General features: G+C 70.1%; 14 protein-coding genes. 9 read left to right on the top strand and 5 right to left on the bottom strand.

Going from position 1 to position 15,019, the window contains the following annotated elements:
* The first annotated feature begins 1 nt into the window (after position 1).
* From uvrC to QM517_RS05535, 9 genes are all read left to right on the top strand, one after another.
* Entirely contained in the window at positions 2-1,945 is a 1,944-nt protein-coding gene (uvrC, locus tag QM517_RS05575) for an excinuclease ABC subunit UvrC (RefSeq protein WP_283285759.1), read from the top strand.
* A gap of 27 nt (positions 1,946-1,972) precedes the next feature.
* Positions 1,973-2,851 carry an RNase adapter RapZ gene (gene rapZ, locus QM517_RS05570; protein WP_283285757.1) on the top strand — a complete coding sequence of 293 codons (879 nt, stop codon included), beginning with the start codon at positions 1,973-1,975 and terminating at the stop codon, positions 2,849-2,851.
* 84 nt (positions 2,852-2,935) lie between these two features.
* Positions 2,936-3,913 carry a DNA-binding protein WhiA gene (gene whiA, locus QM517_RS05565; protein ID WP_077049983.1) on the top strand — a complete coding sequence of 326 codons (978 nt, stop codon included), beginning with the start codon at positions 2,936-2,938 and terminating at the stop codon, positions 3,911-3,913.
* 172 nt (positions 3,914-4,085) lie between these two features.
* Positions 4,086-4,712, top strand: a complete 627-nt coding sequence (locus tag QM517_RS05560) for a superoxide dismutase (protein WP_077049984.1) — start codon at positions 4,086-4,088, stop codon at positions 4,710-4,712.
* 104 nt (positions 4,713-4,816) lie between these two features.
* The gene (gene gap, locus QM517_RS05555) at positions 4,817-5,827 is read left to right on the top strand and encodes a type I glyceraldehyde-3-phosphate dehydrogenase (protein ID WP_077049985.1); all 1,011 of its coding nucleotides are present in this window, start codon (positions 4,817-4,819) and stop codon (positions 5,825-5,827) included.
* Positions 5,828-5,833: 6 nt separating this feature from the next.
* A complete protein-coding gene (locus tag QM517_RS05550) occupies positions 5,834-7,048 on the top strand; it encodes a phosphoglycerate kinase (RefSeq protein WP_278101499.1) in 1,215 nt (404 codons plus the stop codon).
* Positions 7,039-7,827, top strand: coding sequence for a triose-phosphate isomerase (gene tpiA, locus QM517_RS05545; RefSeq protein WP_077049987.1), 789 nt, complete (start codon positions 7,039-7,041; stop codon positions 7,825-7,827). The genes QM517_RS05550 and tpiA overlap by 10 nt, the downstream gene beginning before the upstream one ends.
* 113 nt (positions 7,828-7,940) lie before the next feature.
* Entirely contained in the window at positions 7,941-8,189 is a 249-nt protein-coding gene (gene secG, locus QM517_RS05540) for a preprotein translocase subunit SecG (protein ID WP_077049988.1), read from the top strand.
* A 1-nt stretch (position 8,190) separates the two neighbouring features.
* Positions 8,191-8,544 (top strand): RNA polymerase-binding protein RbpA, encoded by a 354-nt coding sequence (locus tag QM517_RS05535; protein WP_063257886.1) that lies wholly within the window; start codon positions 8,191-8,193, stop codon positions 8,542-8,544.
* A 12-nt stretch (positions 8,545-8,556) separates the two neighbouring features.
* On the opposite strand, the gene QM517_RS05530 is transcribed toward QM517_RS05535, so the two are convergent.
* From QM517_RS05530 to QM517_RS05510, 5 genes are read right to left on the bottom strand one after another with little or no spacing between them, the layout of a single operon-like run.
* A complete protein-coding gene (locus QM517_RS05530) occupies positions 8,557-9,306 on the bottom strand; it encodes a hypothetical protein (protein ID WP_077049989.1) in 750 nt (249 codons plus the stop codon).
* Positions 9,303-10,751, bottom strand: a complete 1,449-nt coding sequence (locus QM517_RS05525; protein WP_283285751.1) for a polysaccharide deacetylase family protein — start codon at positions 10,749-10,751, stop codon at positions 9,303-9,305. Before QM517_RS05525 ends, QM517_RS05530 begins: the two co-directional genes overlap by 4 nt.
* Positions 10,752-10,795: 44 nt before the next feature.
* Positions 10,796-12,598 carry a glutamine--fructose-6-phosphate transaminase (isomerizing) gene (gene glmS, locus QM517_RS05520; protein ID WP_160897374.1) on the bottom strand — a complete coding sequence of 601 codons (1,803 nt, stop codon included), beginning with the start codon at positions 12,596-12,598 and terminating at the stop codon, positions 10,796-10,798.
* Positions 12,598-13,662: an NAD-dependent epimerase/dehydratase family protein gene (locus tag QM517_RS05515; RefSeq protein ID WP_283285749.1), complete on the bottom strand. Its 1,065-nt coding sequence runs from the start codon at positions 13,660-13,662 to the stop codon at positions 12,598-12,600. The genes glmS and QM517_RS05515 overlap by 1 nt, the downstream gene beginning before the upstream one ends.
* Positions 13,659-14,990, bottom strand: coding sequence for a nucleotide sugar dehydrogenase (locus tag QM517_RS05510; RefSeq protein ID WP_283285748.1), 1,332 nt, complete (start codon positions 14,988-14,990; stop codon positions 13,659-13,661). The genes QM517_RS05515 and QM517_RS05510 overlap by 4 nt, the downstream gene beginning before the upstream one ends.
* Positions 14,991-15,019 lie beyond the last annotated feature (29 nt).

Here is a 15,019-nt window from a genome sequence, read left to right as displayed (position 1 = left end):
CGTGGCATCCCGAGAGCGGGTGTCGCACCTGCCCTATCGTCCTAAGGCGGGGGAGATCCCCACCAATCCGGGGGTCTACCGCTTCCGGGATGCCGAAGGGCGGGTGCTCTACGTCGGCAAGGCCAAGAACCTCCGCGCGCGGCTGTCGAACTACTTCGCTCCGCTGTACTCACTGCACGAGCGCACCCGCCGGATGGTGACGACCGCGGCCTCGGTCGAGTGGACCGTCGTCCCCAGCGACGTCGACTCGCTGCAGCTCGAGTACATGTGGATCAAGGAGTTCGATCCGCCGTTCAACGTCCGCTACCGCGACGACAAGTCGTACCCGTTCATGGCGATCACCCTCGCCGACGAAGCCCCCCGCGTGATCGTCACGCGCAACCCCAAGATCCGTGGGGCCAAGTACTTCGGGCCGTACCCGAAGGTCTGGGCGGTGCACGACACGATCGACCTCATGATCAAGGTCTTCCCGATCCGCACGTGCAGCGATGCGTCGTACAAGAAGGCGATGCAGTCGGGTCGGCCGTGCTTCCCGGGGCAGATCGGGCGCTGCGGCGGACCGTGCTCGATGAAGGTCACGATCGAGGAGCACCGCGCGATCGTCGACGATTTCGTCGCGTTCATGTCGGGCGGCGATCAGAGGTTCACCAAGGCGCTCACGGCTCGCATGATGGAGGCCTCGGCCGCCATGGACTACGAGGCGGCGGCCCGCTACCGCGACAGGCTGCAGGCCATCGACGCCGTCCTCGGCAAGAGCGCCCTGGTCCTGCCGGCCGACACGGATGCCGACCTGTTCGGCATCGCCGAGGACGAGCTCGCGGCGACCGTGCAGCACTTCGTCGTGCGCGGGGGTCGTGTCCGAGGGGTTCGGGCGACCACGATCGAGAAGGAGATCGACATCTCCGGCGCGGATCTGGTCGACCAGGTGCTGCAGCGCACGTACGGGGACGCGGCGCCCGCCGACATCCCCCGGCAGGTGCTGGTGCCCGAACTGCCCGACGACGCCGATCAACTCGAGGCGTGGCTGCGCGACCGACGGGGTCGGCCGGTGTCGCTGCAGGTCGCGCAGCGGGGGTCGAAGGCCGACCTGCTGAAGACTGCGACGCTCAACGCGCAGCAGGCGCTCATGCTCCACAAGACGCGCCGCACCAGCGACTACGTCGCGCGCTCGCAGGCCCTCACCGACCTGCAGGAGGCCCTCGGACTCGCGGAGGCGCCCCTGCGCATCGAGTGCTACGACGTCTCGCACCTCTCGGGCACCAACGTCGTGGCATCCATGGTGGTCTTCGAGGACGGGCTGCCGCGCAAGGACCAGTACCGCTCGTTCGGCGTCGCCGAGACCACCGATGACACCGACTCGATGTACCAGGTGCTCACGCGCCGGCTGGCCTACCTCGACAGGCCCGAGGACGACGAACGCGAGACCCTGGGCGGCGCGATCGTCGCGGATGCCGAGAGTCCGGAGGCGACGGCCGACGGCGAGGTCGTGACCACGCGCAAGCGCCCGCGTTTCGCCTACCGCCCGCAGCTGCTCGTCGTCGACGGCGGTCAGCCGCAGGTCGCGGCCGCCGCGCGCGCACTGGCGGATGCCGGTCATGAGGAGATCGCCCTGTGCGGCATCGCCAAGCGGCTCGAGGAGGTGTGGCTGCCGGGAGAGGATTACCCGGTCATCCTCCCGCGCACGTCGGAGGCGCTGTACCTGCTGCAGCGGCTCCGCGACGAAGCCCACCGGTTCGCGATCACGCACCAGCGCAAGCGTCGCAAGCGCGACATCTCGAGCGTGCTGACGGAGGTCCCGGGGCTGGGAGATGCCCGCATCAAGGCTCTGCTCCGGCACTTCGGTTCGGTGACGGCGCTGAAGAACGCCTCGCCCGACGAGATCATGGAGCTGCCCGGCATCGGTCCGACCCTCGCCGAGGCCATTCACACCCGCTTGGCTCGGTAGGCTGGAACCCCGACGAAAGGGCGAATCATGCAGGCGGCACGGGGTGCGCCCGGCGAGGTGCTCATCGTCACCGGGATGTCGGGGGCCGGTCGTTCCACGGTCGCCAATGCCCTGGAGGATCTCGACTGGTACGTCGTCGACAATCTCCCGCCGCGGATGCTGCGTCCGCTCCTCGATCTCACCGAGCGCGCGGGCGGAGCGGTACCGAGGGTGGCGGTCGTCGTGGACGTCCGAGGGCGTTCGCTGTTCGGCGACCTGCCCGAGGCCATGCGGTCTCTGCAGGCCGACGGGCAGGTGCGCGTGGTCTTCCTGGATGCCTCCGACGCGGTGCTCGTACGCCGGTTCGAGGCCGTGCGGCGTCCGCACCCGCTGCAGGGGGACGGCACGATCCTCGACGGCATCCGTCGCGAGCGCGAGCGGTTGACCCCGTTGCGCGAAGCGGCCGACGTCGTGATCGACACCTCGACGTACAACGTGCATCAGCTCTCGATCCGCACGGTCGAGCTGTTCGGTGAAGAGGGGGCCGCCCGCCACACCGTGACGCTGATGAGCTTCGGCTTCAAGTACGGACTGCCCACCGACGTCGACCTCGTCGCCGACATGCGGTTCCTCCCGAATCCGTTCTGGAACGAGGAGCTGCGGCCGCTGACCGGCGAGGATCCGTCCGTGCGGGAATACGTGCTCGGTCAGGAGGGCGCGCGGGACTTCCTCGACGCCTACGCGGCGGCGCTGCGGCCCGTCCTCGCGGGGTACGAGCGCGAGAACAAGCGCCATTCGGTCGTCGCGGTCGGCTGCACCGGCGGCAAGCACCGCTCGGTCGTGATGGCCCGCGAACTGGCCGCGCGCCTCGGCGAGCTGCCCGGCGTCGCGGTCCGTGTGACTCACCGCGACCTCGGCCGCGAGTAGGCTGTACCCTCGTCCCCGCCGCTTCGATAGCCTCACCCCGTGCTGTCCTGAGCGTTGCCCCATCGTCCTGAACCGAGGAGAACCGTGCCGCTGACCGCCGACGTGAAGGCCGAGCTGATCACCGTACGCGACCCGCGTCCGACGGCGCGCGTCGCCGAGCTCACGGCGATCCTGCGCTTCTCGGGTGGCCTGCACTCGATCGCGAACCGCGTGGCGGTCGAGGCCGAGCTGGACTCCGACGTCCTCGCCCGCCGCGTCGCCCGCGACCTCATGGAGCTCTACGGCGTCCGCCCCGAACTGCACCACGTGCAGGGCTCCGGAGGGCGCACCGGCGGCCACTTCGCCGTTCGCGTCATCGAGGCCGGCGAGACCCTCGCGCGCCAGACCGGGCTCCTCGACCAGCGTCGCCGTCCGGTGCGGGGCCTCCCCAACAAGCTCACCACCGGGTCGCGCCCCGACCTCAGCGCCATCTGGCGCGGCGCGTTCCTCGCGAGCGGCTCGCTCAGCGACCCGGGCCGTTCCGCGGCCCTGGAGATCTCGTGCCCCTCGTCGGAGGCGGCCATGGCGCTCGTCGGCGCCGGCCACCGCATCGGCATCCCGGCGAAGGCCCGCGAGGTGCGCGGTGTGCCCCGCGTCGTCGTGCGCGACGGCGAGGCGATCCGCGGCGCCCTGTACGAGATGGGTGCCCGCCGCACCGCGGGAGAGTGGGACCAGATGCGCCAGCGCCGCGAGGTGCGCGCGGGCGTGAACCGCCTGGTCAACTTCGACGACGCCAACCTCCGCCGGTCCGCCCAGGCCGCGGTGGCCGCGTGCGCCCGTGTCGAGCGCGCGCTCGAGATCCTCGGCGACGAGGTGCCGGATCACCTGCAGCAGGCCGGTGAGCTGCGGCTGGCACACCGCGACGCGAGCCTCGACGAGCTCGGCCATCACGCCGATCCGCCGCTGACGAAGGACGCCGTCGCCGGACGTATCCGCCGCCTCCTGGCGATGGCCGACAAGAAGGCCGAGGCCGAGGGCATCCCCGGCACCGAGTCCGCGGTGCCGGTCGGCGCCGACGACTAGCCCGCACGAGCCCCATCACGAACGGATGCCATGGTCCATGGCATCCGTTTTCGTTATCCCTCGTCATTCGGGGAAGCAACCCCGTGGTCCGTGCGTTGCCGCTCAGTAGGATGAACACGTCACCCTCGCTGCGCCGAGGCTTCGGTGCAGCGCCGATTCGGAAGTAGAGAACATGGCGAAGTACACGCTGCCCGAACTGCCCTACGACTACTCCGCGCTGGAGCCGCACATCAGCGCGACCATCATGGAGCTGCACCACAGCAAGCACCACCAGACGTACGTCAACGGCGCGAACACCACGCTCGACCTCCTCGCCGAGGCGCGCGAGAAGGGCGATTTCGCGAACATCAACCGCCTGCAGAAGGACCTCGCGTTCAACCTCGGCGGCCACACGAACCACTCGATCTTCTGGACGAACCTCTCGCCGAACGGCGGCGACAAGCCCACCGGCGACCTCGAGGCCGCGATCGACGACCAGTTCGGTTCGTTCGACGCCTTCCGTGGCCAGTTCACCGCCGCGGCGCTCGGCGTGCAGGGCTCGGGCTGGGCCGGCCTGTTCTGGGACTCGATCGGTCAGAACCTGATCATCCAGCAGTTCTTCGACCAGCAGGGCCAGATCGTCGCGGGCACCGTCCCGCTGCTGCTCCTGGACGTCTGGGAGCACGCGTACTACCTCGACTACAAGAACGTCCGCGCGGACTACGTGAAGGCGTTCTGGAACATCGCCAACTGGGCCGATGCGCAGGAGCGTTTCGCGGCCGCCCGTGAGAAGACCACGGGTCTGCTGGTACTGTCGTAAACGGCGTGGGCGTCCCGACGGGACACCCCGTCGGGACGCCGTTGTCCGCCAGCGAACACCGCAATCACGCGCTTCTCGCGCACAACTGATTCAGGAGATATTCCGTGACCGTCAAGATCGGAATCAACGGCTTCGGCCGTATCGGACGCAACTACCTCCGCGCGGCTCTCGCGCAGGGTGCTGACCTGGAAATCGTGGCGGTGAACGACCTCACCGACAACAAGACGCTCGCGCACCTGCTGAAGTACGACTCCGTCGGCGGCGTGCTGTCCGAGGACGTCTCGTACACCGAAGACTCCATCACCGTCGGCGACAAGACCATCAAGGTCTTCGAAGAGCGCGACCCCGCGAACCTCCCCTGGGGCGAGCTCGGCGTCGACATCGTCATCGAGTCGACCGGCCGCTTCACCAAGGCCGAGGACGCCAAGAAGCACGTCGCGGGTGGTGCCAAGAAGGTGCTCATCTCGGCTCCCGCCACGGGTGACGACGCCACGATCGTCATGGGCGTCAACGAAGAGACGTACAACCCCGAGACCGACGTCATCATCTCGAACGCGTCGTGCACCACGAACTGCCTCGCCCCGCTGGCGAAGGTCTTCAACGACGCCTTCGGCATCGAGCGCGGCTTCATGATGACCGCACACGCGTACACCGCCGACCAGAACCTGCAGGACGGCCCGCACGGCGACCTGCGTCGTGCGCGCGGCGCCGCGATCAACATCGTGCCCGCCTCCACCGGTGCCGCCAAGGCCATCGGCCTGGTCCTGCCCGAGCTGAACGGCAAGCTCAGCGGCTCCTCGTACCGCGTGCCGGTTCCCACCGGCTCGATCGTCGACCTCACGATCGTCACCCCCACCGAGGGCCTGACCGTCGACCAGATCAACGCGGTCTACAAGCAGGCCGCCGCCGAGGGTCGCCTCGCCGGCATCCTCGAGTACACCGAGGACCCGATCGTCTCCAGCGACATCCAGGGCAACCCGCACTCGTCGATCTTCGACGCCGAGCTGACCAACGTGTCCGGCAACCTCGTCAAGGTCTCGTCCTGGTACGACAACGAGTGGGGCTACTCCAACCGTCTCGTCGACCTGACCGAGTACGTCGCCGAGCGTCTCTGACCCTCCATGGCTCTGCGCACCCTCGAAACGCTGGGGTCGCTGGCCGGCACGCGCGTCATCGTCCGTTGTGACCTGAACGTCCCCCTGAAGGACGGCGTCATCACGGACGATGGCCGCGTGCGCGCGTCGCTGCCGACTCTCAACGCCCTGATCAACGCCGGCGCCCGCGTCGTCGTGTGCTCGCACCTGGGCCGTCCCGACGGGTCGCCCGACCCGAAGTACTCGCTCGAGCCGGTCGCGCAGCGCCTGTCCGAGCTCCTCGGTCAGCCGGTCGCGTTCGCGCGCGACACGGTCGGCGAGTCCGCCCGCGAGGCCGTCGCCTCGCTCGAGGACGGCGACGTCGCGGTCATCGAGAACCTCCGCTTCAACGCGGGGGAGACCTCGAAGGACGAGGCCGAGCGGCAGGAGTTCGCGCGGCAGCTCGCCGAGCTCGGCGACGCCCTCGTCTCCGACGGCTTCGGTGTGGTGCACCGCAAGCAGGCCAGCGTCTACGACCTGGCGCAGATCGTGCCGTCGGCGGCCGGCCTGCTCATCCAGAAGGAGCTCGAGGTCCTCGACCGCCTGACCGAGAACCCCGAACGGCCCTACACGGTCGTCCTCGGCGGCTCGAAGGTCAGCGACAAGCTCGGGGTCATCGAGCACCTGCTCCCGCGCGTGGACAAGCTCCTCGTCGGTGGCGGGATGATGTTCACGTTCCTGGCGGCCGAGGGCAACAAGGTCGGCTCGAGCCTGCTCGAGCAGGACCAGATCGACACAGTGAAGGGCTACCTCGCCACGGCGAAGGAGCGCGGCGTCGAGATCGTCCTCCCCGTGGATGCCGTCGTCGCGGCGTCCTTCTCCGCCGACGCGGAGCACGTCGTCGCGGATGCCGTGGCGCTCGAGGACACCCCGTTCGGTGCCTCGGGTCTGGGCTTGGACATCGGTCCTCGCACGGCGGACCTGTTCGCCGAGGCCATCCGCGATTCGCGCACCGTCTTCTGGAACGGCCCCATGGGCGTGTTCGAGATGGCCGCGTTCGCCGCGGGCACCAAGACCGTCGCGAAGGCGCTCACCGAGGTCGACGGCCTCAGCGTCGTCGGCGGTGGCGATTCGGCGGCCGCCGTACGTCAGCTCGGCTTCACGGACGACCAGTTCGGCCACATCTCCACCGGTGGTGGGGCCAGCCTGGAGTTCCTCGAAGGCAAGAAGCTCCCCGGACTGGAGGTCCTCGGATGGTCCTGAACCGCACCCCCCTCATCGCGGGCAACTGGAAGATGAATCTCGACCACCTGCAGGCGGTCGCGTTCGTCCAGAAGCTGCACTGGACGCTGAAGGATGCGAAGCACGAGAGCGGCAGCGTGGAGGTGGCGGTCTTCCCGCCCTTCACCGACCTGCGCACCGTGCAGACGCTTCTCGACGCCGACAAGATCGAGTTCGCCCTCGGCGGTCAGGACCTCTCGGCCCATGACTCCGGCGCGTACACGGGCGAGATCTCGGGTCAGTTCCTCGCCAAGCTCGACGCGCGCTACGTGATCATCGGTCACTCGGAGCGCCGGCAGTTCCACCACGAGACCGACGAGGTCGTCGCGGCCAAGACCCAGGCGGCGCTCCGCCACGGCCTGGTCCCGGTCATCTGCGTCGGTGAGACCTCCGAAGACCTCGAGAAGTTCGGCGCCAGCGCCGTTCCCGTGGGTCAGCTCGAGGTCGCGCTCGAGGGCGTGGCATCCGATGCCGACATCGTCGTGGCGTACGAACCGGTCTGGGCCATCGGCTCCGGCCAGGCCGCCACGCCCGACCAGGCGCAGGAGGTCTGCGCGAAGCTGCGTGCCGTCGTGGCCGACAAGCTCGGTGCCGATGCGGCAGCGCGCACGCGCATCCTCTACGGCGGTTCGGTGAAGTCGGGCAACATCGCCGGCTTCATGCGCGAGCCCGACGTCGACGGTGCGCTGGTGGGCGGCGCGAGCCTCGTCGTGGACGAGTTCGCGGCGATCATCCGCTACCAGAAGCACGTCGGAGTCTGACCGACACGGGATGCCCGCGGCCTCGCGCCGCGGGCATCCCGTGTGTCCGGCCGCCTCCCCGTATACTTGACGCTTGTGCGGTCCGATCCGACCGCCGCGAAAGGCTTTCGACAGTGCAGATTCTCGAGTTCGTCCTGCAGGTGTTCCTGGGCGTGACCAGCCTCCTGCTGACCCTGCTCATCCTGCTCCACAAGGGACGTGGAGGCGGCCTCTCCGACATGTTCGGCGGCGGCATGAGCTCGGCTCTCGGCTCGTCGGGCCTCGCCGAACGCAACCTCAACCGATTCACGATCGTCCTGGCCCTGGTGTGGTTCATCACCATCGTCGGTCTCGGTCTCCTCACCAAGTTCGCGGAGCTCTGACATGGCCACTGGCGGCAACGCCATCCGCGGCACGCGCGTCGGCGCGGGCCCGATGGGAGAACAGGACCACGGCTTCCACGCCGATCGCGTCGCGGTCTCGTACTGGGACGCCCTCGGCAACGAGACCGTCCGCTACTTCGCGGCGGGCATCCCCGACGACGAGATCCCCGAGACGATCGACTCTCCGCACTCCGGTCTTCCCGCCGGCCGCGACAAGAACAACCCGCCGGCCCTGGCCAAGACCGAGCCCTACAAGACGCACCTGGCCTACGTGAAGGAGCGCCGTACCGACGAGGAAGCGGCGTCGCTCCTCGACGACGCGCTGCAGCAGCTGCGCGAGCGCCGGGGCCAGTAAGACCTTCCGTTCTCACCGGACCGGGCTGGTCGTCACGATCCTGGTCCACGGTCCGTCCGGGACGTCGTCCTCGTCGACGAACGCCCAGTCGACGCGGTCGTCTTCGCCGTCGAGCTCGCGGAAGCCCAGGCAACCGTTGAGCGCGGGGGAGACATCGAGACCGGCGCCGTTGAACCGCGTGTTGTCCGGACGACGATCGTCGGAGCCGAAGACGTAGGCGGCGTCGCGGTACTCGCCGGGACCGGCGTCTTGGATCTGGCCGTAGCACAGCCGGTCGCCCTTGCGCAGCACCACCCAACGGTTCTTCATCAGGCTGACCGTCGGGTCGGCGACGTCGGCGGCGTACGGCGCCTCCGAAGCCCACGGGATCACCTTCCCGCGCTCGGCGAAGCCCACGTCGTCGTTGACGTCGTCGTACGGCAGATCGAGGTAGAAGGGGTTCTCGAGGGGCGTCATCCGCGTCGGGAAGTACCCGTTCTCCGCCGTGCGCGGTTCCGTGCGGCACTGCGTGCCCTCGGACACCCCGTCGCAGCCCCCGTACGACGCCAGCCATCGCGAGTCGTAGGTCGACAGACGCTGGCTGCCGTCGGACGCGCTCGGGTCGAACACCTCGCCGACCCAGAAGGTCGTCGCCACGATGTCGGTGTGCCACGGGTACCCGGTGTCGGGAAGCGGAGCGGGCGCGGTCGCGGGCGCGCATGCCACGACGCCGGCGGCGACGAGCACCCCGAGGGCACCCGCCGCCGCCGCGCGGCGCGTCATCCGGTGACGTCGCTCTCGGTGGGCTGGAAGAGCTCGACCGGACCCTGGGGCGGCGTCGTCGTGTCGGGGGCGACGCGGCTGACGCCGGCGACCGGGGAGAGGGGTGGCGCCCCGGCGCTGTCGTAGAGCGCGAGGTCGTCCGTGCGCAGCGTCCCGTTGCCGAAGATCGTCAGCGCGAAGCTGATCCCGTTGTACCCGTCCGGGATCGCCGGCGTCGTCCAGTCTGCCTCGGTCCAGTCGGTCGCCGAGGCGTACCAGGGGCTCGAGGTCCAGTACGACCACGCCCCGGCGGTCGAGCGCAGATACACGGCGAACTGCGTCACGCCGCTGGCGCGGTACCACTCGCGGAGCGTGTACGTGCGGCCCGGCGTCACCGTCGGAGCGCACTGGCCCAGATCGAACTGCGGGAGCAGCTTCGCGTCGCCGTCGACGTACCCGGTCATGGTGATCCCGCTCGAGATGGCGCCGCCGTGCGCGGGCGATCCCGTCTCGAAGGCGGGGGTGTTGGTGCCCCAGCCGCCGCGCATCCAGCAGTCCGGCGCCCCCTGCTCCATGCCGGGGTTCACGATGCCGTTGGTCGAACCGGTCGGGGCGGGCACCGACGGCCCGTCGACGAGCGGCTTGGTCGTCCCGCCGATGACGCTGCCGATCGTCTTGACGACGGTGCCGGCAGCCTGCCGCGTCTTCAGCCACGAGACGAACTGCGAGAACACGGTCGGGGTGACGGCGAGATCGCTGCACGCGTCGGCGCAGATGTCGTGAAAGGTGTACTGCACCCAGCCGCCGCCGTTCTTCTCGGCGTTGGTGACCCCCTGCTTGAGATCGTCGAGCGTCCAGGTCGCATCGACCTGGTCGAGCGCCTTGAGGGCGAACGGAGCCGCGGGCTTGGTCGATTCGGCGTACGCGCAGTCCGGGCACCCGAAGCGACTGCGGATGTCTCCCAGCAGCCGGGCGCTGTTGTAGCCGCAGTCGGCCGCGGCCTTCTCGACGTCGGGAGTGCTGGAGGCGAACGGGTACGCGAAACTGCGGACCGTGAAGCCCCACGACGTCAGGTTCTTCCGGTCGGTGCAGATCTGCCGCTTCGCCTCGTCGACGCTCACCTGCGCGAGATCGGGGTGGTTCACCGTGTGGCCGCCGATCTCGTGCCCCGCACTCGCGAGGTTCGTCAGGTCGGCGCGGGTCATGTGTCCGGCCGCGCCGATGAAGCCCGACGGGACGTAGAACGTCGCCTTCATCCCGTTCGCCTTCAGCGCCGGCAGAGCGTTCAGTTGGTTGGCGTTGGCGTCGTCGAACGTGAGACTCACGACCGTGCGCGTGGCCGCCTGAGCGGGGGACGGCGCGACGGCGACGAGACCGGCGAGAGGGATCGCCGCGAGGGCGACGGCGGCGATCGTGAGACGCAGGCGACGCCGTCGTCGGTTCGGAGTGGGGGGAGCGGGGACCATGCGGGCGGCCTTTCTCGGGAGGGGAAGCCGAGCCGGGGGCGTCGTCATGCGACGGTCACCGACTTGGCGAGATTGCGGGGCTTGTCGACGTTGCGCTGGAGACGCAGAGCCAGCTCGCGGGAGAACAGCTGCAACGGCACGACCGTCTCCAACGGCCCCCAGGACGGGCCGGTGCGCGGCAGCTGGAGCGGGAGGCCCCCCACCCGCAGGGCCCGTTCGCCCACGCGGATCACCCGCCCACCGCGGGCCTCGACCTCGGCGATGTCGACGTCCAGGCGCGGGTCGCCGTCGTCGACGACGAACACCGGGGTCCCGGCATCCACCAGGGCCAACGGGCCGTGCTTCAGCTCGCCCGCGGCGTGATGCTCCGCCCAGCGGTACGAGAGCTCCTTCAGCTTCAGCGCGCCCTCGGCGGCGTACACGAGACCCGCGCCGCGACCGAGGAACAGGAACCCGGAGGCCGTCACCAGATCGGCGGCGAGATCCGCGGCTCGATCGCGCCAGGCGTGCAGGGCTCCCGAGAGGGCGTCGGGCGTCGCGGCCAGCGCGTTCAGGTCGGCGTCGAGGACGGCGGCATCCGCGCGCCCCGACATGGACAGCCCCGACAGGGCTACGCACGCGCCCGTGAGCACCTGCGCCACGAACGTCTTCGTCGCTGCGACACCGATCTCGGGCCCCGCGAGACAATCGATCACGGCGTCCGCTCGACGCGCCAGAGACGACGCGGTGTTGTTGGTGAGGGCCAGCACCGTGCCGTGACCGGACGGCAGTCCGTCCAGCGCACGCAGCACGTCGGCGGTCTCGCCGGATTGACTCATCGCCACCACGAGGGTGCGCGGCTCCCACACCTCGTGCGCGGCCTCGCTCGCCGTCAGTGCGCGCGTGGGGATGCGTCCCACCCGCGCGAACACCCCGGCGAGCGCTCGTCCGGCGTGCAGCGACGTGCCGCAGCCGAGGACCGCCACCCGGTCGATCTCCTCCACCGGGGGGAGCCCCAGACGGTTCCACAGGGCGCCGTCGCGGATGCTCGGGGCCAGGGCGTCGAGCACGCGTCGAGCGACCACCGGCTGCTCGTCGATCTCATTGCCCATGTGGTCGTCGTGCCGGCCGCCGCGGGACAGCAGCGCCACCTCGGGAACCGGCCAGAGTCCGCGCGGCCGGTCGCTCCCGCCCGAACGGTGCCAGTGCGCGCCGGCCGCGTCGATGTCGACGACGTCGTCGTCTTCGAGCACGCGGAACGCGGACACGAACGGCGCGACCGCGCCGACATCGCTCGCGAGATACACCCCGTCGCCGCCGTCCGCGAGGATCAGCGGCGATCCGTGGGCGGTTCCGGCCAGCGCACCGGTCCGGGAGTCCAACGCGACCACGGCCCACGACCCCACCAGATGGGTCGCCGTGTCCGCGAGCGCCTCACCGAGATCCATGCCGACGCTCACCGCCTCCTCGAGCAGATGGACGATGACCTCGGTGTCGACGTCGGTCGCGAGACGGTGGCCGGCCGACCGCAGGCGTTCCCGCAGCGCACCCGCGTTCTCGACGATGCCGTTGTGGACCACGAACAGACGGCCCCCGCAATCCTCGAGGGGGTGCGCGTTGCGTTCGCTCACGCCGCCGTGGGTGGCCCACCGGGTGTGGCCGATCGCCGCGGTGGTGGCATCCGTGTCCGACTCGACGGCGTCGGCAAGCGCCTCCACGCCGTCCAGGGTGCGCACGTGCATCGCCGTTCCGTCGGGGCGGCGGGCGGCGATGCCCGCGGAATCGTAGCCGCGGTACTCCAGTCGGGCGAGGGCCACGCGCGCGTGGGTCGCCGCGGACGGGCCCCGGAACGCGGTGATGCCGCACATCAGAGCACCCCGCGGAAGGATCCCGTGCCGGCGAGGGGCATGGCGTCGGAGGCGAGGCGCTCGCGGGCGAGCAGATCGGCGGCGACCCGGAGGATCGTCGTGGTCAGCGACGTCTGCGGCTCGTAGCCGACCAGGTCGTTGGCCTTGGTGTTGTCGGGAACCCGGCGACGCATGTCCTCGAACCCCGGGGCGTAGGCCTGGTCGTAGGGGATCAGCTGGATCTCGCTCCGGCTGTCGAGCGTGCGGACGATCTCGTGGGCGAGGTCCAGGATCGAGATCTCCCGAGCCCCGCCGAGGTTGTACGCCTGCCCGCGTGCGCGCGGATCGCGTTCGATGCGCACCATGGCGGGCACGACGTCCTCCACCGCCGAGAAGCATCGGGTCTGCTGCCCGTCGCCGAACACGGTCAACGGGTGCCCCCTGAGCGCCTGGCCGACGAGGTTCGGGAAGACCATCCCGTATCGACCGGTCTGCCGCGGGCCCACGGTGTTGAAGAGTCGGACGATCGCGACGTCGAGGCCCTCCTGATCGCAGTAGGCCTTCGCGAAGGCCTCGTCGATGCCCTTCGCGCCGGCGTACGTCCACCGCGAGAGGAGGGGGTCGCCGAGGATGCGGTCGGAGTCCTCCCGCAGGCGGTCGGCGGTGTTCTTGCCGTAGACCTCGCTCGTGGACACCAGGAGGACCGACGCCTGCCGCTCGATCGCCGCGGTGAGGACGTTCTCGGTGCCGTGGATGTTGATACGGAGGCCGCGCAGCGGCTGCTCGACGATGAGCTTCACGCCGACGGCGGCCGCGAGGTGGAACACCCGGTCGCAGGATTCCATGGCCTGGCCGACCGTCTTGGTGTTGAGGATCGAGCCGTGGATCATCTGCAGGCGCGGGTTGTCGGCGACCCCGGCCAGGTTGCGCGCCGACCCGGTCGAGAGGTCGTCGAGGACGGTGACCTCGTCCCCGGCGGCCAGCAGGTGCTCGACGAGGTGGCTGCCCACGAAGCCGGCGCCACCGGTGACGAGGGTGCGGTGCGCCGTGCGGTCGCCCGACGGGTAGATCGGGACCCCGCTCACAGCAGCACCCGCCCGGCGATGTCGGAGCTGCGATACGTGCCGTCCAGGACGACGGCGTCGCCGTCGAGCCAGTTCAGATCGGAGTCGTGGTGGCGCGTGTGGACGAGGACGACGTCGGGGTGGAAGGCCGCCGGGTCGGTGAGCGAATCCCGTTCGCGTCCGGAGCCGAGATGGATGTGCGGCGCGTGGGTGTCCACGTACTGCACCTCCGCGCCGGCGTTGATGAGTCCGTCGATGATCTCCAGCGCGGGGGACTCGCGGAGGTCGGCGACGTCGGGCTTGTACGTGACGCCGACGATCAGCACCCGGGCGCCGAGCGTGCCCTTCCCGGCCCGGCCGAGGACGTCGCGCACGCGGTCGACCACGCGCCGGGGTCGCGCGGCGATGCGGGTCATCGCTTCGGTGATCACCCCGGCATCCACGTGGAGGGCCTTCAGCTGCCACAGCAGGTAGTGCGGGTCGCACGGGATGCAGTGTCCGCCCACCCCCGGTCCGGGATAGAAGGCCATGAAGCCGTACGGCTTGGTGCTGGCCGCCTCGATCACCTCGGTGACGGGGACGTCGAGCGCCCCGCAGATGTCGGCGAACTCGTTGGCGAGCGCGATGTTCACCGCGCGGAAGGTGTTCTCGAGCAGCTTGGTCATCTCGGCCGTCGCCAGACTCGACACGGGGTGCACGCGCGCGGCGTATCGCGAGAGCAGACGCACGCCCTCTTCCTGGCACTGCGGCGTGGCGCCGCCGACGACGCGGGGCACCACCTCCTGCGCGAAACCGACGTTCCCGGGGTCGATACGCTCGGCGCTGAAGGTGACGAAGACGTCCCGGCCGACCTCCAGCCCCCGCTCGCGAAGCGGCTGCTCGACGAGGTCGTGGGTGCAGCCGACGTAGGTCGTGGAGGTCAGCATGATCAGTTGGCCGGGGCGAGCCGCGGCGACGACGGTGGCGCACGCGGCCCGCAGCGGGGCGAGATCGGGGACCTGCTGGTGGTCGACGGGGGTCGGCACGCACACGACGATCGCGGCGGCCCGGGCGAGCTCCGAGACGTCGCTGGTGAGACGGAACTCCCGCGGCGCGCGCAGGGCGGCTTCGAGGCGGTCGCGGTCGGAGTCGATCAGGTCGGCGCCGCGGGCGGCGATGGTGCGCAGCCGCCGGGGCGAGGCATCCAGCGCCAGGACCCGCGAGCCGCTCGCCCGGTAGGCGAGAGCCGTGGGTAGACCCACGTAGCCGAGTCCCACGATCGCGACGTCGAAGTCGAACGGTGGGGGAGCAGCCGGCTCCGTCGCGGCCGTCGACAGCGGCGCGGTCGCACGGACATCGAGTGTGGACATCGTCATCCTCCAAAGGGGAGGTCCCGTGA

It is taken from the genome of Microbacterium sp. IEGM 1404, from assembly GCF_030056775.1.
Lineage (GTDB): Bacteria > Actinomycetota > Actinomycetes > Actinomycetales > Microbacteriaceae > Microbacterium.
Note: the sequence above shows the minus strand (reverse complement) of the source record. Positions and strands in the feature narration are given on the sequence as shown.

Bases quoted from the DNA above. Each gene is read 5' to 3' on its own strand.
- rapZ (WP_283285757.1), top strand. From the start codon at position 1,973: ATGCAGGCGGCACGGGGTGCGCCCGGCGAGGTGCTCATCGTCACCGGG.
- QM517_RS05560 (WP_077049984.1), top strand. From the start codon at position 4,086: ATGGCGAAGTACACGCTGCCCGAACTGCCCTACGACTACTCCGCGCTG.
- QM517_RS05550 (WP_278101499.1), top strand. From the start codon at position 5,834: ATGGCTCTGCGCACCCTCGAAACGCTGGGGTCGCTGGCCGGCACGCGC.
- tpiA (WP_077049987.1), top strand. From the start codon at position 7,039: ATGGTCCTGAACCGCACCCCCCTCATCGCGGGCAACTGGAAGATGAAT.
- QM517_RS05535 (WP_063257886.1), top strand. From the start codon at position 8,191: ATGGCCACTGGCGGCAACGCCATCCGCGGCACGCGCGTCGGCGCGGGC.
- QM517_RS05530 (WP_077049989.1), bottom strand. From the start codon at position 9,306: ATGACGCGCCGCGCGGCGGCGGCGGGTGCCCTCGGGGTGCTCGTCGCC.
- QM517_RS05525 (WP_283285751.1), bottom strand. From the start codon at position 10,751: ATGGTCCCCGCTCCCCCCACTCCGAACCGACGACGGCGTCGCCTGCGT.
- glmS (WP_160897374.1), bottom strand. From the start codon at position 12,598: ATGTGCGGCATCACCGCGTTCCGGGGCCCGTCCGCGGCGACCCACGCG.
- QM517_RS05510 (WP_283285748.1), bottom strand. From the start codon at position 14,990: ATGTCCACACTCGATGTCCGTGCGACCGCGCCGCTGTCGACGGCCGCG.